Origin of the sequence: Paenibacillus plantarum, from assembly GCF_013141695.1 — a bacterium.
In the GTDB taxonomy this organism is placed as follows: Bacteria; Bacillota; Bacilli; order Paenibacillales; family NBRC-103111; genus Paenibacillus_E; species Paenibacillus_E plantarum.
Window position 1 is genome coordinate 202228 of the sequence record NZ_WHNY01000093.1, and the last position, 23062, is coordinate 225289.

General features: G+C 47.7%; 20 protein-coding genes. 12 read left to right on the top strand and 8 right to left on the bottom strand.

All coding sequences use genetic code 11. The annotated features are described in order from the left end of the window. Positions 1–48: 48 nt before the first annotated feature. Positions 49–1278, top strand: a complete 1230-nt coding sequence (locus GC096_RS37795) for an aminopeptidase (protein WP_171638379.1) — start codon at positions 49–51, stop codon at positions 1276–1278. Positions 1279–1344: 66 nt separating this feature from the next. Here GC096_RS37795 and GC096_RS37800 read toward each other — a convergent pair whose 3' ends face one another. Together GC096_RS37800 and GC096_RS37805 are read right to left on the bottom strand one after the other, a co-directional pair. Beyond that, positions 1345–2205, bottom strand: a complete 861-nt coding sequence (locus GC096_RS37800; RefSeq protein ID WP_171638381.1) for a YybI family spore inner coat protein — start codon at positions 2203–2205, stop codon at positions 1345–1347. Between the two features lie 74 nt (positions 2206–2279). Next, a complete protein-coding gene (locus tag GC096_RS37805; RefSeq protein WP_171638383.1) occupies positions 2280–3725 on the bottom strand; it encodes an amidase family protein in 1446 nt (481 codons plus the stop codon). A 176-nt stretch (positions 3726–3901) separates the two neighbouring features. Here GC096_RS37805 and GC096_RS37810 point away from each other — a divergent pair, with 176 nt between their 5' ends. Together GC096_RS37810 and GC096_RS37815 are read left to right on the top strand one after the other, a co-directional pair. Then, positions 3902–4843, top strand: coding sequence for a helix-turn-helix transcriptional regulator (locus tag GC096_RS37810; RefSeq protein ID WP_246303276.1), 942 nt, complete (start codon positions 3902–3904; stop codon positions 4841–4843). A gap of 230 nt (positions 4844–5073) precedes the next feature. Next, complete coding sequence (locus GC096_RS37815) at positions 5074–5574, top strand: DinB family protein (protein WP_171638387.1); 501 nt, start codon at positions 5074–5076, stop codon at positions 5572–5574. A 590-nt stretch (positions 5575–6164) separates the two neighbouring features. Here the strand turns inward: GC096_RS37815 and rpiA are convergent. Beyond that, the gene (gene rpiA, locus GC096_RS37820) at positions 6165–6827 is read right to left on the bottom strand and encodes a ribose-5-phosphate isomerase RpiA (protein ID WP_171638389.1); all 663 of its coding nucleotides are present in this window, start codon (positions 6825–6827) and stop codon (positions 6165–6167) included. A 148-nt stretch (positions 6828–6975) separates the two neighbouring features. Between rpiA and GC096_RS37825 the strand changes: the two genes are divergently transcribed. The 3 genes from GC096_RS37825 (at position 6976) to GC096_RS37835 (ending at position 10710) form a co-directional block, all read left to right on the top strand. Then, positions 6976–7830: an SDR family oxidoreductase gene (locus tag GC096_RS37825; RefSeq protein ID WP_171638391.1), complete on the top strand. Its 855-nt coding sequence runs from the start codon at positions 6976–6978 to the stop codon at positions 7828–7830. 95 nt (positions 7831–7925) lie between these two features. Further along, positions 7926–8660: a DUF421 domain-containing protein gene (locus tag GC096_RS37830; RefSeq protein WP_171638393.1), complete on the top strand. Its 735-nt coding sequence runs from the start codon at positions 7926–7928 to the stop codon at positions 8658–8660. Positions 8661–9591: 931 nt separating this feature from the next. Further along, positions 9592–10710 carry an ATP-binding protein gene (locus tag GC096_RS37835; RefSeq protein WP_246303277.1) on the top strand — a complete coding sequence of 373 codons (1119 nt, stop codon included), beginning with the start codon at positions 9592–9594 and terminating at the stop codon, positions 10708–10710. Positions 10711–10808: 98 nt separating this feature from the next. Here GC096_RS37835 and GC096_RS37840 read toward each other — a convergent pair whose 3' ends face one another. The 3 genes from GC096_RS37840 to GC096_RS37850 form a co-directional block, all read right to left on the bottom strand. Then, positions 10809–11396, bottom strand: a complete 588-nt coding sequence (locus GC096_RS37840; protein ID WP_171638395.1) for a TVP38/TMEM64 family protein — start codon at positions 11394–11396, stop codon at positions 10809–10811. A 165-nt stretch (positions 11397–11561) separates the two neighbouring features. Further along, positions 11562–12218: a glycosyltransferase gene (locus tag GC096_RS37845; RefSeq protein WP_171638397.1), complete on the bottom strand. Its 657-nt coding sequence runs from the start codon at positions 12216–12218 to the stop codon at positions 11562–11564. A gap of 78 nt (positions 12219–12296) precedes the next feature. Then, the gene (locus GC096_RS37850; protein WP_171638399.1) at positions 12297–13520 is read right to left on the bottom strand and encodes an MFS transporter; all 1224 of its coding nucleotides are present in this window, start codon (positions 13518–13520) and stop codon (positions 12297–12299) included. A 128-nt stretch (positions 13521–13648) separates the two neighbouring features. Between GC096_RS37850 and GC096_RS37855 the strand changes: the two genes are divergently transcribed. Continuing rightward, positions 13649–14533, top strand: a complete 885-nt coding sequence (locus GC096_RS37855) for a LysR family transcriptional regulator (protein ID WP_171638401.1) — start codon at positions 13649–13651, stop codon at positions 14531–14533. Between the two features lie 50 nt (positions 14534–14583). On the opposite strand, the gene GC096_RS37860 is transcribed toward GC096_RS37855, so the two are convergent. Both GC096_RS37860 and GC096_RS37865 read right to left on the bottom strand, forming a co-directional pair. Beyond that, positions 14584–15213: a LysE family translocator gene (locus GC096_RS37860; protein WP_246303278.1), complete on the bottom strand. Its 630-nt coding sequence runs from the start codon at positions 15211–15213 to the stop codon at positions 14584–14586. Between the two features lie 21 nt (positions 15214–15234). Next, the gene (locus tag GC096_RS37865) at positions 15235–16179 is read right to left on the bottom strand and encodes a Rossmann-fold NAD(P)-binding domain-containing protein (RefSeq protein ID WP_246303279.1); all 945 of its coding nucleotides are present in this window, start codon (positions 16177–16179) and stop codon (positions 15235–15237) included. A gap of 265 nt (positions 16180–16444) precedes the next feature. Here GC096_RS37865 and GC096_RS37870 point away from each other — a divergent pair, with 265 nt between their 5' ends. The 5 genes from GC096_RS37870 to GC096_RS37890 all read left to right on the top strand — a co-directional run bounded on the left by GC096_RS37870 (position 16445) and on the right by GC096_RS37890 (position 23056). Beyond that, complete coding sequence (locus tag GC096_RS37870) at positions 16445–17791, top strand: ABC transporter substrate-binding protein (RefSeq protein WP_171638403.1); 1347 nt, start codon at positions 16445–16447, stop codon at positions 17789–17791. 89 nt (positions 17792–17880) lie between these two features. After that, positions 17881–18765, top strand: a complete 885-nt coding sequence (locus GC096_RS37875) for a carbohydrate ABC transporter permease (RefSeq protein ID WP_171638405.1) — start codon at positions 17881–17883, stop codon at positions 18763–18765. Continuing rightward, positions 18762–19577, top strand: coding sequence for a carbohydrate ABC transporter permease (locus GC096_RS37880; protein WP_171638407.1), 816 nt, complete (start codon positions 18762–18764; stop codon positions 19575–19577). Before GC096_RS37875 ends, GC096_RS37880 begins: the two co-directional genes overlap by 4 nt. Before the next feature lie 108 nt (positions 19578–19685). After that, on the top strand, positions 19686–21443 hold the full coding sequence (locus GC096_RS37885; RefSeq protein WP_171638409.1) for a sensor histidine kinase: 1758 nt from the start codon (positions 19686–19688) through the stop codon (positions 21441–21443). Further along, the gene (locus tag GC096_RS37890; RefSeq protein ID WP_171638411.1) at positions 21440–23056 is read left to right on the top strand and encodes a response regulator transcription factor; all 1617 of its coding nucleotides are present in this window, start codon (positions 21440–21442) and stop codon (positions 23054–23056) included. The genes GC096_RS37885 and GC096_RS37890 overlap by 4 nt, the downstream gene beginning before the upstream one ends. Positions 23057–23062: the final 6 nt, after the last annotated feature.

Below are 23062 nucleotides of genomic sequence, written 5' to 3' on the forward strand. Positions count from 1 at the left end.
TTAACTATCATACACTATATGGTACTCAAATATAAAGGAGACAAAGAGATGGAATCATTCGAGCATTACTTAGACCAATATGCAGAGCTTGCCATACGCGTCGGATTAAATGTACAAAAGGATCAAACCGTCGTCATCACGACGCCAATTGCTTGTGCGGATTTCGTCCGCAAGCTGACGAAGAAAGCTTATGAAGCAGGCGCTAAAGACGTTGTGATCGATTGGGATGACGATGAAGTGAAAGCGCTCCGCCTTAAGAACGCTTCCGAAGACACCCTGAAGACCTACCCCATGTGGCGGGCAACTGGCATGGAGGAAATGGCGAAGGACGGCGCTGCATTCCTGTCTATTTATGCGCCTAACTCGGACTTGTTCAAGGAAGTCGCCCCTGAGCGCGTCGCGATGTCCAGTAAAGCAGCAGCAACTGCACGTGCTGGCTTCCTTTCCTATATGCGCAACAACAAGGTCAACTGGTTGATGGTCTCTTATCCGACGGCAGAATGGTCAGCGAAGGTATTCCCGAATTTGAGCGAATCCGAGCGGATTACACAGCTGTGGGAGCAAATTTTCAAGCTGACACGTGTAGACAAAGCAGATCCTGTTGCGGCATGGAAAGAGCATATTGCTACATTGACCGCGAAGCAGAATATGCTGAACAACCAGAAGTTCAAGCAGCTTCATTTCCAATCACCAGGAACCGACTTATACATAGAACTAGCACCTAAGCATCAATGGGTGGCTGCAGGCAGTGAGACCGAGAGCGGCATTTTCTTCGTACCGAACATTCCGACGGAGGAAGTGTTCACGATGCCAGCCCGTAATGGTACGAACGGCACAGTGCGCAGCACGCTTCCGCTAAGCTACCAAGGCTCATTGATTGATGGCTTCTCCCTAACCTTCAAGGATGGCCGCGTCGTCGAGGCAACCGCAGAAGTGGGGCAAGAAGTGTTGAACAACATGCTGAATATGGATGAAGGTGCTCGTTATTTGGGTGAAGTGGCACTCGTGCCCTATGACTCGCCTATCTCACAATCAGGCCTCATCTACTACAATACACTTTTCGATGAAAATGCTTCATGTCACGTCGCGCTCGGCAATTCCTACCCGTTCACGATTGAGGGTGGAACGACGATGAGTGCCGAGGAGCTTGAAGCAAATGGCTATAACAAAAGCTTAATCCACGTGGATTTCATGATTGGTTCAAAGGATATGGCGATTGACGGGATCTTGGCAGACGGCACGCGTGAGCCCATATTCCGCAATGGAAACTGGGCATAATCCCACATGAATGAAAGACCGCTCCTACATGGAAATATTTCCGTGTAAGAGCGGTCTTTGTCGCATCTAGTCCTCGTCTTCAAGACTCGGTGCACGCACCATGCTGGTCGCTAAGGTTTGCGTAACAGCCGCTTCTTTCAGCTTCCATTGACCTTTGTGCCATTTCCACACCGAAGTGACATAGCCTAGTGTGTCCGCATTGGCGATACCTGTGATGCGCTGAACACCTTTCAGTTCACAGAAGCCATCCCGATCCACATCAACGGGCTTCAGCAAGCTGTATGCATCCACATTAACAATGATTGGCTTCACAATTTTTCCTTGGTTGTAAATGCCGAATTGCTCATAAGCCTCCTTACGATCCGCAATATCGAGGGTGAAGGATTTGCCGGTCTCCTCGATTTTCATTTTCACCTTATAATTATTCTTAAAGGTTGCTTTGACATGCAGCGGTTCCGGCATCGGGATCGCAGTGGGCACGTTATTTTTGAGTGAATAGATGTAATTCGATGTAAACCCGCCACTCCCGCCAGTATCGGAGGTCACATAGATCTGAGGCAGCTTGTCATGGATAAAATCACAAAAATCCATCTTCGGATTATACCCGCCTTCCAGCGGAATCACGACCTGTGCCTGACCTTGTCCGGTGACGGAGATAAACAGCTTGTCATAATAAGGGCTGTTCAGATCTGATTTCAGACCGACAAGGGAGACCATATCTAATTTGCCATCGCCGGTGACATCAATCTCACGTGTCTGGATAAGCTGACCTTGTCCACTCTGTGGAGGCGCTAGTTGTGAAGGTGGCGGAGGCACCGTTTGCGTAAAGGCTTCTGCCAGTCCACTAAAGCTTAAAGCACCGCTCAAGAGCATACCAACTGCAGCCGCGCGTAGTGAGATTGTAAAAAATTTTCTAAACCGAGACATTGTTCGCACTTCCCATCATGGAATTGAATTCGGTTTATTATTCCAAATTTTCCAATATGGTATGCGGACTGCAACTACAAAATAGGCGGTCTGCGATAAAGCGTCGCCTGCTCGAACGCATAGGCAAGCTTAATCAGCGTCGGCTCGCTGTAGGCTCCTGCTGCAAACATGACACCCATTGGCCCTTTGCTTGTGTAGCCGGCGGGTACAATCAGCAGTGGATAGCCTGCCCTGGCGGCAATATCCTCGCCTTCATCTTTGGGAAAAAACAACGCATCAAGTTGATATGTGTGAAGGGCATGATCGATCCCTTGTGCTCGTGTGAGCTCTTGATATCTATGTAGACTCGTCAAATAAGTCTCTTCTGTAAGCGTTCCGTTCGCATCCTCTGACCAAATCAGCGTATCCTGCCCATAGACCAGCGCCTGATCGGCATGCCTTTCATTGAATGCAATAACCTCTTCTAAGGAATGAACAGGTGTCTTGGATGGATCTAGCTTGGCCAGATAGGCGTTGAGATCTCTTTTGAATTCGTAGAGCAGTACGTCGTAATTCCAGACCGCATCTTGGCAAGGAAGCACCACATCATCAATGACAATCGCACCTTCGTCGCGCAAAACTTGAATAGCTCGCTCGGCAAGCTGCCGTTCTTCCTCATCCAAGTGCTGATAATACCAACGTGGAATCCCTATTCTGGCTTGATGAAGCCCTCGGCGATTGAGATAGGGGGTATAATCCCGATGGCCATGACCGTCGCTAGCTATACTATGTGCATCCGAAGCGTCGACACCCGTCATGACGCCAAGCAGCACAGCCGCATCAGTCACAGTTCTCGTCATTGGACCCGGTGTGTCCTGGCTACTGGCAAGCGGAATAATGCCCGAGCGACTTAACAGGCCAACCGTTGGCTTCAAGCCGACAAGACTGTTATGCCCCGCTGGATTGACGATAGATCCAGACGTTTCCGTACCGATCGCTCCCACTGCAAAATGAGTCGCCACCGCCGCACCAGACCCCGAACTGGAGCCTCCAACTTCGTAAATGCCAGGCCCATACGGATTGGCCACCTGTCCGCCTCTTGAGCTATAACCGGATGGCATCGCCACCGCCATGAAATTCGCCCACTCTGTCATATTCACCTTGCCTAGCAACACCGCACCAGCGTCACGCAACTTGGCAGCGATATATGCATCTTCTGTCGCCACATGCTCCGCCAAACAAATCGACCCAGCACTCGTGTGCATCTGGTCAGCCGTCTGAATATTGTCTTTGAGCAAAATCGGAATGCCATGCAATGGCCCCCGGCTCCCATTTGATACACGTTCTCGATCTAACGATTCCGCGATCTCTATGGCATCTGGATTCAGCTCCAGCACCGCATTAATTTTGCCATTATAGGTTTTAATTCGCTCCGTATAGTAAACAACCAAATCTACAGAGTTGATTTCCTGCCGTTCCATCGCTAGTTGAAGTGCGACAATATCTGCATTTGTCATCCATTCGTCCGAAATACGCGCCATCAACAACCGCCACCTCTCAACTATTTATGCTACACTTATTCCCTAGGTTTTCGGGTTTACCTTCTTTGAATTAGGGATTTCCTTGCAGTTTCTTGCAAAGTGGGCAACAAAGGATTTTCATCTGTATAATTGAATAAGGCATGAAGAATACGACCAGAATTTATGAGGTGTTCCTTTTGAAAATAGATCGTTTACTCGCCATCACCATGCTGCTGCTCAATCGTCGCCGTATTAGTGCCAAAGAGCTTTCCGAGCGGTTTGAGGTGTCTATGCGCACCATTTATCGAGATGTGGAAGCCATTAACCAAGCCGGCATTCCGGTTGTTTCCTATGCGGGACTCAGCGGTGGTTACGAAATCATGGACCAATACCGGCTAGATCGTCAGTTCCTGTCCTTGGAAGAACTGCAATCGATCATCACCGGCCTCAAAGGAATTCGCGCTTCCGTCCCCGACCAAGAAATCAGTAATCTGCTGGATAAGGTCGGCGCACTCGTCGCCAAATCCGAGCAACCCGATGCAGCTAGACTGGGCAACCAGCTCATTCTTGATATGAATCCATGGAGCAGTGGGCATCAAACCACAGAACAGTTGACAGCTCTTCGCACCTCAATTAAGGAGACACGACTCGTCACCTTTTCCTATCTTTCATCGCAAAGCGAACCGTCCGTGCGAACCGTAGAACCTATGGGCATCGTGGTCAAAGGCTTCGGCTGGTATCTGTACGGCTACTGCTTGCTGCGTGAAGATTTTCGGGTTTTTCGCTTATCCCGTATGAATAGCATCGAGGTGCTTTCCCAAACCTTCGAACGCAAACAAGACACGTTGGAGAAACTTGATTATCGTCGAGGCCAACGAGACCCCTCCACCCTCATTACGCTCGTGCTGCACGCGCAGCCGAATGTCAGGGCGCAGGTCGAAGACTATTTCCGACCTGAGGATGTGACCATTCAGCCCGATGGAACACTCATGATTAGAGCGACGCAGCCCGATGAACCTTGGCTACATAACATGCTGCTCGGCTATGGTCCAAACCTGCGCATTCTAGAACCCGCGCATATCGCAGCCATCATCAAAGAAAAGGCCGAAAAAATAGTCGCCCTCTATTCGAATCACTGACACGCTGTTGTCAGCATTGTTTGTCTATACTAGGGATATGAGGTGTGCGTATCAACCAAGAGCAAGCATCTATATGAAACTCTGCCCCTGCTGACAACGTATCCATACAGGATGCATGCTAGTGATGCCAGGTTCTTTGGAGACAAGACCGAAGTCCTCTGGGAAAAAGACCAAACACATGCTAAAGATGCCAGTTTTACTGGCGAAAAACTTTGAGGAGGACAACCCCCATGATCAAAATGATTGAAGATTTCGCAACCGAATATGCCCGAGAAGCGCAAGGCACCCAGCGCGTCATGGACGTCCTAACGGATGCTTCCCTTGCTCAGAAAATCACACCTGAACTCCGTTCCCTTGGACAAATTGCTTGGCACATCGCCACAACGGTTCACGAGATGCTATCCCGCACGGGACTGACATTCGCCGCACCTGAAGGCGAAGAGCTTGCTCCCGCTTCTGCCCAAACCATCGCTGACACCTACCGCACCTCCGCTGCCGCAGCCATCGAAGCGATTCAGTCACAATGGACTGACGCGAAGTTATTCGAAACAAGCGATATGTATGGCGATCAGTGGCCTAACGGGCTTACACTGCGCGTCCTCATCTCCCATGAAATTCACCACCGCGGTGAAATGATCGTCTTGATGCGCCAAGCTGGATTGCGCGTTCCTGATCTTTATGGTCCAACGCGGGAAAGTTGGGTTGAAATGGGTATGCAGCCGTTCGTGTAGGCATTGCCTTTGCAGGCCTAACACCACCATGTACACCTGCTTACGCCTATTCGTCCTCTGCCCCAACGGCAGAGTGACAGGTAGCGTACACCCATTTGCACACCCTTGTTGACTGCATCCAATCTAACACCTCCTTCGCCCTATCGACGGAGTGACAAGTAGAATAGGCCATCTCACTCCGCCCTAGCGGCGGAGCTCATGTAACCCACACCTCGCACACACCCTTAGCCCCATCGGCGGAGCTACTAGTAACCTATGCCCACCCTATGGGTGGCACTACAAGTAGAATAGATGGATTTTCTGTAGCTAATTTCAGCGAAATGAGCCTTTTGAGACGAATAACTGGATTTCCTACAGCTAATCTGAAGCATTTCGTCCAGAATGACGCTTAACGGCTGAAATAGCGGGAGTTTTTCCAGTTAATCTGTTAATTGGTTGAAATACGACTAAATTAGCTGGAGGTTTTCCAGTTATTCCGTGAGGCTACGATGATCGAAGCTTCTACATCACTCGTTTAAACACAGAAGAGTTGCCCCTCAAGTCATCCTAGACATGTGGAACAACTCTTTTTTATTTGGCGTGTTTTTCTCCTACAAACTCCTCACCGAACCATCCTTATACCCCACAATCACCTGGCTCGCCAATCCGATAAAAAGCCCATTCTCCACAACACCTGGAATCCCGTTAATTGCTTGATGAAGCTCTGCAGGGTTTGGGATGCTGCCGAAGTGGCAATCGATAATATAATTCCCGTTGTCCGTCACAAATGGCTGATTATCAGCAACTCTAACTTTGGGCTCGCAACCAAGCGCTCGGAGTTTTCGAATCGTCAGTTCATAGCCAAATTTAACAACTTCAACAGGTAGTGGAAATGCGCCAAGCTGTGTAACAACTTTACTCTCATCCACCACAATAATCAGCTTCTTACTTGAAAATGCGACGATTTTCTCCCGCAGCAGCGCGCCTCCCCCACCTTTAATTAAGTGCCAATCTGGATCGACTTCGTCGGCTCCATCTATCGTGACATCGATTTCTGAGATATCTGCAAAAGGAATAAGCGGGATGCCTAACTCCTTAGCCAAGTTCTCTGAGGCGACTGAGGTCGCAACAGCCTGAATGTACAGGCCGTTTTGTACCCGAGCACCAAGCCCTTGGATCGCCCAGTAGGCCGTAGATCCTGTCCCCAAACCGACAATCATCCCATCTTGGATCTCCGTAATAGCTAGCTCTGCTGCTGCTTTTTTCGCTTCCACGTGTGCACGCTCCTCACTTCCACTGATTGAATTCTATCCAACTAGTTTAACATAAAAAGAAAACCCCAATGCAGCATCGTTAGCGCAATATAGTAAGCGGGGATTCTTCTCATGGGCTATACTGGAAGTAAAAGGGAGGCGATCCGCGATGCACAATAAAACGGTACTCCTCACCGGAGCTAACTCCGGTATGGGCCTTGCCACAACGGTGGCAGTGGCCAAGCTAGGCGCCAACGTTATCATGCTTTGCCGCAGCAAACAAAGAGGCGAGCAGGCGCTCGCAGAAGCACGACGCCAGAGCGGCTCCGATCACATCGAGCTGATGCTCTGCGACCTCGCTTCGCTTGCGAGCATTAGAGCCTTTGCGGCGACGTTCCTAGCCAAGCACGACGTGCTCGATGTGCTCGTGAACAACGCTGGCGTCGTCACCGTGAAGCGAAAAACCACAGCAGATGGCTTCGAGTCTATGATGGGTGTCAACCATCTCGGCCACTTTCTGCTGACCCAGCTTCTGCTGGACGCTATCATCCGCGCTCCGCAGGGGCGGATCGTCAATGTCTCCTCCGGCGCCCACAAAATCGGGCGCATCGATTGGGCCAACCCTCACCTGCAGCGAGGGTTCCGGGTCTGGAACGGATACGCCCAGTCGAAGCTGGCGAATATCTTGTTCACCCGCGAGCTCGCGAAGCGGCTCGCAGGCACTTCAGCCACGGCCAACTCGCTCCATCCGGGAGCCGTTGCCACGAACATCGGTGTCGATCGCGACACCGGGTTTGGTAAGGCCGTGCATGCGATGATGCGGCCGTTTTTCTTGACGGCGGCACAAGGCGCGGATACGGCGGTGTTTTTGGCCACGAGCCCGGACGTGCAGACGGTCAGCGGCGAGTACTTCTACAGGCGGGCAATTGCGCCTGTTTCCGCCCGAGCGAAGGACGACGCGCTAGCTCGTCAGCTCTGGGATTGGAGCGAGGAGCAGGTCGGACTCACCAGCGGCAAGCACTAGATCATCGGGCCTGCTCCCCTGCAAACTGCGGATAGCTGCTCCCATACAAGGGTACGTTATAGGGAACATTTACCTTGTTCGGAGTGTGACGACCCTTGGACTTCTTTCGCAGTCAAGAATCACTGACCACTATGCAGTGGATTTTACGAGCCGTCGTAGGCTACTTTTTTCTGCTCATCACCGCCAAAGCATTAGGCCAACGCTCGATCTCTCAACTCCGCTTTCTCGATTTCGTCATCGCCCTTATTCTAGGTAATATCATGGCACACCCGCTCTCCGATGAGCACCTAGCTTTAACAGGCTCCATGATCACAACCGTTGTGCTCGTCGTCCTATATCTCATAACCTCTTGGCTGAGTCTAAAATGGAACTTCCTCAAACATCTCTTTGAACCGTCACCACTGACGCTTATTGAACATGGGAAGCTTCGCATGGGCGGCCTGCGCAAAGCCAAAATCTCAGTCGACCACCTCTTCTCTGAGCTTCGCAAGCAACAAGTGGAGGATATCCAGAAAGTGGCGCTAGCCTTGTGGGAGCCAGGTGGGATGGTCTCCGTATTCCTAGAGCCTCAGCATCAAACGGTAACTGCCAAAGATATGGCTATTCCCAGCGACTCTTTCTCTCTCGTGAAGCCACTGATCATACAAGGCGCCTATGATAAAAAGCTGCTCGCGCAGCAAGGGAAAGATCTGGCTTGGCTGGAGGCGCAAATGCAAGCCGCACATGCCCAACTCGAGCACGTCGTGCTCGCTACAATAGACGATCAAGACCAGATCCGCGTATACACGGAATTGGAAACCCAAGAAAGGGACGAATTGACGCTGCATTAAGCGTTGGTTCGTCTTTTTCTTGTGGCTTGATTAGTCCAATCAAACTCAAACTTGGCTACTTGTCAGAACAGTACAGTGGATACATCCAATGTAGCGCGCGGGGGGTTGCGGTTGCGGTTATGGTTGGGGTTGGGGCTGCGGCTGCGATCCGTGTTGAGGTTGGGTTAAATTTTGTTTTGATTGAGGTTGAATTCAGGCGAGGTTGTGGTGTGGCTTGAGGTTCGGGTTCGGGTTCGGGTTCGGGTTCGGGTTCGGGTTGCGATCCGGGTTGCGATTTGGGTTAGATTTTAATTTGATTGAAGTTGAATTCAGGCGAGGTTGTGGTATGGCTTGAGGTTCGGGTTCGGGTTCGGGTTCGGGTTGCGATCCGGGTTGCGATTTGGGTTAGATTTTAATTTGATTGAAGTTGAACTCAGGCGAAGTTGTGGTGTGGCTGAGGTTCGTGTTTGAGGTGGATTGGTGAACATGCTGAAAGGTTGGAATTTCGAATTCTTGTTGCACATGTGTCTTTAAGTAGCATCGCCCCTCCTTGGCATCCTTGGCCTCTCGTCAGCTTCCTCCCATAGGTCCCCTCGCGGGCCTACAAAACTTTAGATGGATTTCCTACAGCTAATTCCCTCGTTTATAACCATTTTCCTGAACTAGATGGAAAAACTCCATCTGATTCCTCCATATTCCCCACATTCGGCGTAAATGCTCGAATTTAGCTGTACTTTTTCCAGTTAATCGCCTCAAAGTGGGTTTCACAGCAAAAGTAGCTACATAAAATCCAGTTATTTTTAATTCCTCACTGTTGCCTTGCCCTCAAATAGGTCGGGAAGGTTCGTCGGTCTTGCAGTCAATTACTGGGTTCCTCCGCCCTTGCCTCAGACAACCATATTATGTTATTATTTAATTACGTAATTAAATAATTAATGTGAGGTGATCTTTTTTGACCACAACGCGAGATTATGGCACCGAGCTAGATGCTTTGAAGGCACAAATGAACCAACTGGGTCAGCTGGTTCAACATTTACTGAACCGGGACGCGGTTCAGGAGCATTCCCCTATCAACACATCTACCAAAGAAACCCCTGCCTCCGCTGAGCTAGGCCGTTTGTTTTATTCTGGACAGTATCGAGGAGATCGTGCAAGCTACCGTTGGGAGCCGCAGGACAAACAAGTCAGCCAGTTACTCTTACTCGATGGCGATAAATCGGCCAAAGTATTGGGAGCCCTTGCGCATAAGCAGCGTTTGGATATTTTGCGATTAGTATTACAGGAGCCACTAACGGGACCTGAGCTTGTGGAACGCTTGAATATGGGCACGACGGGGCAGCTTTATCATCATATGAAAGCCTTAGTTGGCGCGGATTTGCTCGTGCAAGAAGAGCGAGGCGGAACATATGCAATTCCTGGTCATCGCGTACTTCCTCTGCTATTACTCCTCGCAGCTACTTCGGATCTGATGGATACAACCGACTATATCGCGATGACGGAGGCACGTACGAATGCTCCTGACTACCTAGGCGGCCCCGCTGATGCCTATAACCCACACCTGCTGCTTTGGGCTGTCGTGGAGAACTGCCTTTTGGAGCATCAGCATGGCACATGTACGGAGGTTAGTCTCATTTTACATGAGGATGGCAGTATAACAGTCTCGGACAATGGCCGTGGCATCCCTGTTCAGGCCTTGCCTGGTGTAGAATTACTTCGTGTTCAGTCTGTTCTGACGGATATGGACCACCTACGTGGAAGTGCCCAGTTCTTTGCCCCTGGCAGTGAGAAAGGCATCAGCATGCCGATCGTCAACGCACTCTCCCTTAAGCTTTCCGTTACCATCAAGCGGGATGGGCGCGTTTATCAGCAACACTATAAGCATGGCATCCCTCAGAGCGAAGTCCATACGGTGGGTGTGACGAAGGAAACTGGAACGAGCGTGACATTTTTGCCGGATCGCGCAATTTTCAGCCAGTCGTTTGACCTCCGTCTAATACAACAACAGGCCGCCGAGATGGCAGCCAACTATCCCAACTTAACTCTGTGTGTGTTGAGCGACTCCAACGAATAGTTCTTTACTATGCACAAAGACCCCGCCTCTGCTCAAGCTTCGCTCCCTGTATATCGGGAATTAAGCCCTGCTGAAGGCGGGGTATCCTGCGGCATCAATTACATGAACCGCTTCTCTACTCTTTTGCTAATCACCAGTGAAATCCCAATGAATAAGGCCACATAAATAAGCTGATAGGGATGATCCATGAACCGCTTCAGATCGTAGCCAATAAAGCTAACCGACATGACCATCACCGCTTTCCCCGCTGCAACCGCGACGAGGAATGAGCGAAAACGCATCCGCACCAGCCCCGCCGCCATATTAATGACCACGAAAGGCCCGAGAGGAAATAAGCTAAGAATAAAAACATAATTGAACGCTTGGCGCCGGGCCCAGCTGAGACTTTTTTGGACGTTCGGTTTCTGCGACCAGCGCACGAGATAGGGATGGCCAGCCACCTTTTTTACAATCGCAAACGTCACTAAGCAACCACATACAATACCGATCCATGAGTACAGAAAACCGAGCCACAACCCATACACAGCCGCATTTACGCTAATGATCACCAGTGTTGGAAGCGGTGGGATGAAAGATTTCATAAAAGGAAGCAACAGCCCAGGCAACGGCCCGAATGAACGGTACTTGTCCAAAAGCAGCATCAGATTCTCTTCGGTTAAATAAGATAAGAGCTCTTTGATATCCATATGGCATGAAAAGTCGACAAGTTTCGACGTTTCCTCTCCTCTCGTTCATATGGCACGATTATAGCACGATGCCCCCGATCTACGCACGATTAAGCACAAAACAAGCCGACACCGGATGCAACCAGTATCAGCTTGGGGTACGCGCTCATTTGAAATTTCGGAAACTCATTTGAACTTATCGGGAAACTGCTTGATAATGCCATCTGACAACATATCCGCATACATCATCATATGATCCTCACCCTTATCATAGGCAAGAATATCGGCTTTCCAATCCTTTTTCAGCCTCGCGGTAGCTTGATCGGTAACAAATTGCAAGTGTGCATACAGCATGTCTCGCTGTTCTTTCTCCGACCAATTTGGGTTAGCCGCGCTTAAAAATTTGGCAATATCATCCGCATTCCGAAACCACTCTTTGTTGAATTTGGCTAGATCAGCTTGATTACCAGCTTTCGCCGCGTCTACTACGCCACCAGCTAATTGGATGTGCTCCCTCAACAGTTCAGCCAACTTATTCCCTGCCGCATCCCCATAAAATGGCTTCACCGCATCACCGATATCCTGCTGGTTCTTCAGCAGCCTATCCAACACGTCCTTCTGATCCTCTAGCCCAGCAATCGCACTAATGATATAGCTCCTCGTCCAGCCCACATGATCAACCCAAAGTTTCCTCATGTCTTGCTTCAGCTTCATTTTCGCAGGGGTCATGCACATCGCAGTACCAGGCTCTTTCCCAGCGGTGGCATGTGCGCCCAGCGGCATGAAAGAGAGAGAGAGAACCATCGCTACAAGCAGCGTTACTAATAAGAACCTTCGTTTCATAAAACCTTCTCCTCTGCAAACAATTCTCGAACATCGTTATTTTGAGGAAAAACTTACGTTTTTATGCCCGTTTCCAATTTAGACTAACTTTGCATTTTGCTCATGAAGTGAAACCTTCGCGCGAGGGCGATGGTGAAGCACATAGTACAAAGCCGCGGATAGCAAGGGAACGAGCCCTGCGACGACATACATCATCCGATAATCCGACATGGAAGCGATCATTCCCATGACATAAGACCCTAAGCCGTACCCGAGGTCAAACAGCAAGAAAAAGGTTCCCGTTGCACTCCCTCTGCGGTGTTCAGGGGACAGCTTCATCGCTAATGCCTGAAAACAAGGCAACAAAGCGCCGTAACCTATACCCATAATGACGCCCGCGACCAAAACCATCGTTGCCGAGTGCGCTTGGCTTAACAGCAGCATGCCTACTGCAAACAAGATAATCCCAGGGTAATACAAATAATGTTCGTTGCAAGAGTCGAATATTTTCCCAATCAGCGGCCGGAACACCACGATCATCAGCGCAAACACAACAAAGAAGGTGCCTGCGACTTGAGATTGATGAATTTCAACTGTAAACGAGGACATAAAGCCAGATAACGAGCTATAAGCAAAAGCTAAAATAAACCCCACCACCGAAATAGGTAACGCCTTGGGCTCGATAAAATCACTCCACTGCAGACGGCGTTTCTCCCTTTCTACAGGTTCCACTGACTGCAAAGCTTCTTGGTTTTGCTTCGGCACTCGCATTGCCAGCGTGAAAAGGAGCGAGAGCGCAGCAATCACACAAATCGCCAACAGCAACACATGAATGTCTTTATCTTTCCATAAAAATAAACCCAACGCAGGCCCGATGACCATGCCCACACTCATAAACATGCTGAAATAGCCCATTCCCGTACCTTGACGTGAATTGGGTACAAGTGACGATGCAATCGTACTCGTCGCTGTTGAGGCGATCGCATAGCTCATGCCGTGAACGAGGCGAATCACCAGAAACATGAACATCCCCTTCGCACCGAAATAGCTGATGCAGGCCAATAAGAAAATGACCATTCCGATGATGGCCATCTTCTTTTTACCATATCGATCTACCCATTGTCCTGAGAAGGGTCTAATCAACACCCCACCGATGACATAAATCGTTATCGACAATCCCATTTGCTGCTGATCGCCGTGCAAGCTATCTTTTACATATAAGGGAAATGCCGTAGCAAGAATATAAAAAGTGAGAAACATGAAAAAGCTGCTCATACATACGACAACAAAATTTTTCGTCCAAATTCTCTCTCTAGTCAACATATGCGCTCCATTCTCCACAAAGGTTTTCTGTCTGTTGAACTAGTATAAGAGGGATGACCAATCATGTATAATACATATTATATGATAAAATGATCACATCAAAGTTATGTGCAAAGCGAGGATTCACCATGGAGTTCCTACAGCTTCATTATTTTCAGACCGTCGCACGCCTTGAACATATGACCCAAGCGGCCAAAGAACTCAATGTCTCACAACCTTCCCTCAGCAATTCTATCCAGCGGCTAGAGAAGAAGTTAGGTATCCCTTTGTTCGAGCGTCAAGGCCGGCATGTGAAATTGAATGCCTTCGGGAAGACCTATCTCCGCCGCGTTGAGCAAGCTTTCCTAGAACTGAAAGAAGGCGAACGAGAGATCAAAGATATGGCTGGACTCGACCATGGCGTCGTTTCCCTTTTTGTATCGCTACCGTACGTACTGCCGACTCTTCTCAAAGAATTCCTGACCCTTCACCCCCATGTCCGAGTCATCCAGCGACAGTTGGCTTCTGCCTTGGAAATGAGAAATGATCTCGAGAATGCCGAAATCGATTTCTGTATCTCTTCTACACCGGTAATCGGACCGGATATTGAATGGCTTACACTCATTGAAGAAGAACTGTATTTGACAGTCCCGAAGGGGCACCGTTTTGCCACTAGAGACAGTATTCGGTTAGTAGAAGCTGCAAATGAACCCTTCATCTCCCTGTCCTCCCAAACGAATTTCCGGGAAATTACGGATGGCTTCTGCCGTCAGGCGGGGTTTGAACCTCCCATCGCGTTCGAGCTTGAGGAAGTCAGCGCTGTTCAAACTTTGGTCGAAATGGGGCTCGGCATTACTTTCACACTTCCGCTTTCCTTAGGGAGAAGAGCTTCCAATCCTGACACCGTGCAGTTAAAAATAACAGAACCCTACTGTCACCGCACCTTCGGTATCGCCTGGAATCGCAAGCACTACCTCTCTCAGGCTGCCATTCATTTCCGTGAGTTTGTGATTGCTTTTTTCAAGCGAGGTTAGGTTATGTAAAAGAGACCCTCAGCGAGTTGCTGTGGGTCTCCTCTCTCGTTCTATTGTCTCCGCTCAAAGGCGAGCCGTACAGCCAGCCCTGTTAATACACTTCCCATCAGCCACCGCTGGATTTGCAGCCATTTCGGTCGTGTGCCAAACCAACGGGCGATATGGCTTGCCGTTAGCACGATTACGAGGTTCACGGTAAAGCTCACCGTAATTTGCGTGAGTCCCAGTGATGCGCTCTGCAACAATAAGGAGCCCCTAGCAGGGTCCTCGAATTGAGGCAGAAGCGACACATACAAGACCGCAGCTTTAGGATTGAGCAGGTTGGTCATGAAGCCCATTAAGAATAGCTTCTTGGGCGGGTCAACGGGAAGATCTCGTGCGGTTAGCACCGATCTAGCACCCGGCTTGACAGCTTGCCAAGCCAGCCACAGTAAGTACGCAGCTCCGGCAAACTTAACAGCGTCGAACACATACGGTGCCGCCATAAACAACGCCGACAGCCCCAACATCGTAGTCACGATGTAGACCAAGAAGGCAAGTACAATGCCCAAAAGTGAGATGATCCCCGCCATTCTTCCCTGCGTGACCGAGCGAGAGATGAGGTAGATCATATTAGGTCCGGGCGTGCACACCATGCCGAGTGAGACTAAGGCAAAAGCCAAAAGCGTTGTGAATGACATGTCGCGGAGTTCCCCCTTCGACTATAGATTTAGTAGGTGTAAAAGCAAGCTCTTCTGAACATGCATCCGATTCTCCGCTTGCTGATAAATGATCGATTGCTCCGATTCAACCACATCTTCTGCAATTTCAAAACCTGGATGAATGGGCATATCATGCATGATATAGGGTGAATGCTTTCCAAGACTGTGCTTGTTGATCTGGAAAGGCATCATAATGTCAATTCGTCTCTGCTTCTCTTCTTGGTAAGCTGCATCCGAGAAAAACTCCATGTCGACCCATGTATCTGTGTATATAAAATCTGCCTTTTTCATTGCAGTAGACAGCACTTCAACCTCCTCAACGAATCCACTTTGATAAGCGCGCTTCATCAACGCGTCATCCCAAGAAGCTTCATTCACGATCGGGGTGACTAGCAGTAGGTTAACTCCTAATGTTATACAACCTGCAACTAAAGAATTGACGACATTATTATGAATGCCAACATAGGCTAAAGTTACACCTTCAAAAGTCCCATTAACTTCATAAATCGTCATTAAATCCGCGAGCGCTTGGCATGGATGGTACATGTCGCAGCATCCATTAATCACAGGCACTCCCGAATAGGCAGCTAATTCTAGTACATCTGCATGCTTTTTGAGCCTAGCCATGATGACATCGCAGTTCCTTGATGCATAACGAACCTCGTATTTAATGGGAGAGATACTGAAATTGCTGGCATCCCAATCCATATTCACCGCATAGCCACCCATTTGATGAATACCTGAATGAAAGGAAAGCGCCGTTCGGGTCGATGATTTCTGGAAAAGCATGAGCAGCCCTTTGCGCTCACAGTGATGGTAGTAGGCTTCGGGATTGTTTTTGATCTCAATGCCTTTGAGTATGATGGAGAACAAGCTCTCTTTGTCGAGTTCTTGCAAAGACAGAATGTGTTGCAACGTCGTCACCGCTTTCGTATAATTATTCATTAATTTGTATTTTTATACATTGTAGATGGAGTAGAGTTAGGTGTCAATACCGCCCGCTAAACGGGGGCGGTATTTAATCATTTCATTTTCAGTAGACTCCCTGGTCTTCACAATTTCTTTAGGAAATGGCAACACTACTTAGAGCATTTCCTTCAGTCCTAGTTATCCATATTGAATCTTAGTTATATCAACCAAACAGAGGAATCAGGTACTCTTAGAGATGTAAACACAACCATTTGAACGTAATTGGGAGGTCACATATTACATGAAAAAATCATTCAAACAATGGATTGGTGTCAGCACGACGTTCGTCATGGCTGCAACGGTAGTTGCAGGATGCGGCAATACATCCACGAAGACAGAACAAACAACAACAGCGCCAGGCGCTGCTGCAACAGCCAATGCGAAGCCATTCGCAGGGAAAACAATCTCCTTAGTAACAGCTAACCATCCTTGGGCAGAAGCTATCAAACCCTTGCTTCCGGACTTCGAGAAAGAAACGGGTATCAAGGTGAATGTTGAAAACTTTTTCGAGGACCAGCTCACACAGAAGCTGACCGTGCAATTCACATCTGGTTCTGCAACACCTGATGTTTTTATGTATCGCCCTCTTCAAGAAGGCAAGCTTTTCTACAAAAATGGTTGGCTTCAACCTCTTGATGAATACGCCCAAAAAGCAAAAGACTACGACTTTAATGATTTCTCAAAATCCGCCATCGGTTCAACTACCGTTGATTCCAAATTAGCTGGCATCCCGATTATTACGGAACAAGAAATTTTGTACTACCGGAAGGATTTACTGCAAAAGGCCGGTATTGCAGTTCCTAAAACGTTAGAGGAGCTTACCGCGGCTGTTAAAAAGCTGCACGATCCGAAAAATGAGATGTACGGATTCGTAGCCAGAGGCCAACGATCTCCACTTGTTACGCAAGTTTCTTCATTCCTATACTCCGAAGGTGCAGACTTCACTACAGGCGAAAAAGCTAGCATTAATACGCCTGAAGCACTCAAGGCCTTTACGACTTACGGTACATTGTTGAAAGATTATGCGCCTCCAGGTGTGCTCAATATGTCATGGCCGCAAGCTTTTGGTATTTTTGCTCAAGGGAAGGTCGCTTTCTTAACGGATGCGAACTCACTCTACCAGAACGCTACAGACCCGACGAAGTCTAAAATCTCTGATCAAGTTGGGTTTGCTGTATTCCCTGGGGGTAAAGCAGGCTCCAAGCCTTACAGTATTACATCTTGGGGGCTTGCGATGAACACCAAATCCGCCAATAAGGACGCGACTTGGGCGTTCATTCAATGGGCAACAAGTAAAGATATTGTGTTGAAAACACAGCAAAAAGGTAATCCTGGTGCCCGCGCTTCGATTTGGGATAAACCAGAAGGCACGACAGGCTTCCCGGCTGAGCTCGTTCCGATCATCAAAGAAAGTGCCAAAACAGGCGTTGACCACGACCGTCCAACCGTGATTAGTGTAGGCGAAGCTCGTGATGCTGTCGGAGAAATTGTTCAGAAGATCATGACAGGTGAAACGAATCTTCAACCTGTGGCTGACAAAGCCAACCAAGCTCTGCAAACAATTATGGACAAAGATAAAACAAGATAAATACGCATTCGATAGGTGAAAAGGGTCATCTGATGACCCTTTTCATCTTTCAAACGAATAATAACGACATCAGGAAGGGTGCATGCAGCATGCAATACAGTTGGTTTAACCGCAACTTAAAATGGATTTATACACTCCCCGCGGTCATCTTCGTCCTGCTTATGATGCTGTTTCCGATCATCTATACCGTTCGGATCAGTTTCTATGAATGGAGCATGTCCGCAACGACACCACCTCTCTGGGTTGGTTTGTCGAATTATATAGCCCTGTTCAAAGATGAACGCTTCTGGCATGCAGCAGGTTCTACGTTTTATTTCACATTCGCAGCGCTTACCCTCGAAGTGATTCTTGGTATCGCCATCGCCCTATTACTCTCAAGAGAGTTCAAAGGGAAAAATATCGTAAAGACCATCTTTCTACTGCCAATGGTAGCAACACCAGTAGCTATGGGCTTGGTCTGGATGCTGATCTACGAACCTACGATTGGCGTAGCCAACATGTTGCTCAAAACGTTTGGTCTAGAGCCACTCCTCTGGCTAGCTTCACCTAATCAGGTTATCCCTTCGCTTGTTATCGTTGATGTGTGGGAATGGACGCCTATGATTGCACTCATTATTATGGCAGGGTTAGCTACACTCCCAACAGATCCTTATGAAGCTGCGGATGTAGACGGCGCAAGTACGTGGAGAAAGTTTGTTTCCATTACACTTCCATTATTAAGACCGACCATTATAGTGGCCGCTATGCTGCGATTGATTGACGTCTTGAAAACTTTCGATATCATCTATGCGACGACGCAAGGCGGGCCGAACTTCGCTTCAGAGACTTTGAATTTATACGGATATGTGCTTGGGTTCCAATACTTTAAGCTGGGAATGGCTTCGTCACTGCTTGTCATTTTCTTCGCACTTGTTATGGGATTAACATTATTTATGATTTGGATGCGTAAACGAATGGAGGGGGCTACATCATGAAACAAAAGAAAGGTCCAAAAATTGCACAAACGCTGCTTACCTTTCTAGTCGTCATTGTGTTTGCATTTCCATTCGTATGGATGCTCCTCGCATCGTTTAAGACGCAATCACAGATCTTGTCGACTGGCCAAATGTTTATCTTCAAACCAACGTTTCATAACTATGTCAGCGTGTTTAAAGAATATGATTTCATCAAATTCATCTGGAACAGCTTCCTTGTTGCCGCTGGTTCAACACTGTTGTCACTTATTCTAGGTCTCCCTGCGGCGTATGCGATTGCACGTCATCACCTTCAGAAGCTGGGGCTTCTCATCTTAGTCGCGAGAATTATCCCGGGAATTACCTTTCTAATTCCTTGGTTCATCTTGTTCTCCAAAATCCATTTGGTGGACACGTATACAGCACTTATTTTAAGCCATATGCTCGTCGGACTGCCTTTTATTATTTGGATTATGATTTCATTTTTCGAGGCTCTGCCTACCGAAATCGAAGAGTCCGGTCTTATCGACGGTTGTACACACCACCAAGTTTTCTTGCGCATTATTTTGCCCATCTCGGGACCTGGCGTTATTACAGCATCGCTTCTCTCCTTCATCTTCTCGTGGAACAATTTCATGTTCTCAGTGATTCTAGCCGGAGACAAAACAAAGACGCTCCCGATCGCTGTATTTAACTTTATGTCCTATTCCGAAATTAACTGGGGCGCATTGATGGCAGCCGCCTGCATCATTACACTTCCAGTTCTCATCATCGCTTTAGTATCTCAGCGTTATGTCGTAAGTGGACTTTCCGCCGGTGCTGTTAAAGGTTAACAACCAGAATTGTGAATACGGGAGATGCCGCCTTTCTTTTAGACAGCATCTCTCGTATATTAAATTTGAAGTTGGTTAGCTTAGCAGATACGTGGAAGGTGATTTCGTATGCCCTATAAATTGAATATTTTCAGCAAAATTTTAATTCTGTTGGTTTTGCTACTGATTCCCATCGTCCTGCTCTACAGTTATACGAATCGCATAACAAACAATGTCGTTCAAGATCAGATACAATCGTCCAATTTGAACCAACTGTCTTTTTTTATGCACCAGCTGGATGCAGATGTGGAGCGATTAGCGATGTCTCCCGTGATTTTGGGAAGTGACCCCTATGTGAGAGAGTACATCGATAAGAACGATTCGCCGGATTATGACATGTTGAAGGAGCAATCGCGCATCATCCAAAAGCTTAGCCTGCAAAGTGTCTCCAGCGGTTGGGTCAACGAACTCACGATAGCTATTCCCAAAGGGAAGCAAGTGCTATCCTCTAGCATTTTCGTAAATGGTACAGACGCATGGCCTTGGCATAGACCGATTCAGAGAACCTGGACTTATGAAGTACGTGAAGGTGACAAAGGTGTAGGATCGTTCATTAGGGAAGTTAGCGAGCCCATTCGTGCGCAAGTTGTGGATCAAACGAATGTGCTTTATCAAGTGAGATTTAGTGTACAGAATATGGTTCAGCTGCTGGATGTGTATAAGAAAGATAAACGAAGCGATCCGTTTTTGGTGGATGATGGGCAAGCCTTGATTCTCAACAGCTCTTCAGACTCGTCCATTACGACCTCTATCAGAGAGCAACTAACTGGATCTACGCTACCGCTCTCCGGCCAAATTCAAATAAAAATCGACAAACAGCAGTATCTGGTCAGCTATGTGAAATCAACGCAATTAAATTGGTATCTGGTAGACTATGTGCCCGTTCAAAAAATACTATCTCCCATTACCATGACCCGCAAGCTGTTTTACATATCGATCGGATTTTTGCTCATGATGAGTGTGTTAGCTTCTTTTATCTTGTATCGCAATGTACAAATACCTATCGGCAAGATGATTCAAAGTGTGCAAAAGGTGAAAAGAGGCGACCTATCGGCACGCATCGACTACAAAGCCAAGAATGAATTTGATTTCCTCATTCAACGATTTAATGAAATGGCGACGCAAATTCAAGTGTTGGTTGAAGATGTTTATGCGGAGAAAATACGCTCGCGCGAAGCCACTTTGAAACAACTGCAGTCACAGATCCATCCGCACTTTCTGTACAATTCGTTATTTTTCATTATCAATTCAGCTGAGATGGATGATAAGGAGTCCGTTGTGGCGATGTCACAAAATTTAGCCGAGTTCTATCGGTATACAACAAGGGTCGAGAAACAAGTCGTTCAGCTGCAGGAAGAAGTGAATTTCGTTATTCACTATTTAAACATTCAGCAACTGCGTATTCATCGGTTAGGGTATGACATTCGCATTCCGGATGACATGTTGAATGAATCGGTTCCTAGGCTTATTCTTCAACCTTTGGTCGAGAACGCAATTATTCATGGCATTGAACGCAGTATGGAAAGTGATCACATCACCATCAAAGGCGAGCAAGTTGGAGAATGGAACCGAGTAATTGTCGAGGATAACGGCCCTGGTCTGGACCAAGAGCAATTAACTCAGCTATCGAAACAGCTAGAGCAACCAATGTCCGATGACATTGGCTGTGGCACATGGAATATTCATCATCGGCTCTTTTATCAATTTGGAGAAGGATCGGGGCTAACTTTACAATTAGGAGAAGATGGGGGAATGAAGGCTGTGTTGACTTGGAAGCGTGAGAAGCAGCAGGAAACTCTTCCAGCTGCTCAGGAGAGAAGACCATGATTCAACTTCTCATTGTTGATGATGAAGCGCATGTTGTAGATCGACTGCACGCCACAATTGACTGGACGTCACTGGGCATCGAACAAATTTTCAAGGCTTATTCGGGTAAAGAAGCGTTGGAGTTACTTGAGCAATTTTCCATTGATATCGTCATTACAGACATTCAAATGCCGGGGATTACTGGCTTGGAGCTAATTGCTGAAATCAACGATAGATGGCAGAAAACGAAGTGCATTCTCTTATCGGGTTACTCTGATTTCAACTATGCCAAAGAAGCCATCCTTCAAGGTACGGAGGATTATTTATTAAAACCTGTTACAGAGAAGGATTTGCTGGCTACGGTCGGTCGGGTCATGGATAAGCTTCAGAAGGAATGGCAAGAAGTCATCTCCACCCAGCGGCTTACTTACACGTTCAAAGAAAATCTGCCTCTACTGAGAGGAAACTTGCTGAATGATCTCCTTCAGGGCCGCAAACTTTCTGAGCAATCGCTCCAAGAGAAAATGCATATGCTGGAACTCCCTGATTTTCATGAACAAACTTGTGTATGTATGATGATTCGACTTGAGTCTGACTTTCTTGACTATGATATGGGGCGTCTATCCTTAATGGAATATGCCATCAGTAATATGGTTGAGGAATTATTTGCCGAGAAATTCGATAGCTGGTCTACGAAAGACGCGCATGATTATTTGGTTTTCATCATGAAGCGTAAGCCGGGTACTACCGAGAAGGAAGACCCTGCTTGGCTTGAACGAACAGCGGCTGTCCTCCAATCCGCTGTGAACAATTATTTGAAGGGCAAAATCTCCATTCTACTCAGTAGTTGGGGGAAGTTTCCTGGTGATATCACAACCTTATATAACTCCTCTCTGAGTGCCTTTCGTAAGCGAATTGGGAGCGAACATGAATTATTAATGGTGCTCGGCGAAGACTCCGCCCAAACAGCGCTTTCCGCTTTGCAGAAGTTGTATGAACCTCCTACACTCAATCATCTCTTGGAGGCAGCAAGGTGGGAAGATACTGAAGAAAAGCTTTCATTGATTTTCGACGAAATGGAAGCGAAGTTCTCGGAATCCCAAGAGCATCTGTTGGAGGTTTATTTCTCGGTTGCATCCGCTTTTGCTTACATTGCTCATAAAAACGGCAGACCCTTGCATCAGCTCATTGGCGGGGACTACGAGAAAATGACGGAAGGCATTCCCTTCCGCAGCGTTAACCAATTGCGTGAATGGTCCATTCGCTCCTTACATCGGATGATGGAGGATATGGATCAGGAGAGAAAAGATAGCCGGGCCACCCTAATTAATGACATCCGCTCTTTTATTGATCTGCATCTGGCCAGCGATGTCTCTTTGCAATCAATTGCGGATCACGTGTATCTGCACCCTGTTTATGTGTCTAAAATTTATAAATTGGAAACTGGCGATAATCTAAGCGACTACGTCAATCGGGTACGTATGGATAAAGCTTCCTATCTGTTAAAAAACGGTCACGATAAAATTTACGAAATCGCCACGCAGCTCGGATACCAACGTCCGCACTCCTTTAATCATGCTTTCAAAAAGCATTATGGAATGACCCCTCAGGAGTATCGCGATCAATATTCTTAATCAGAA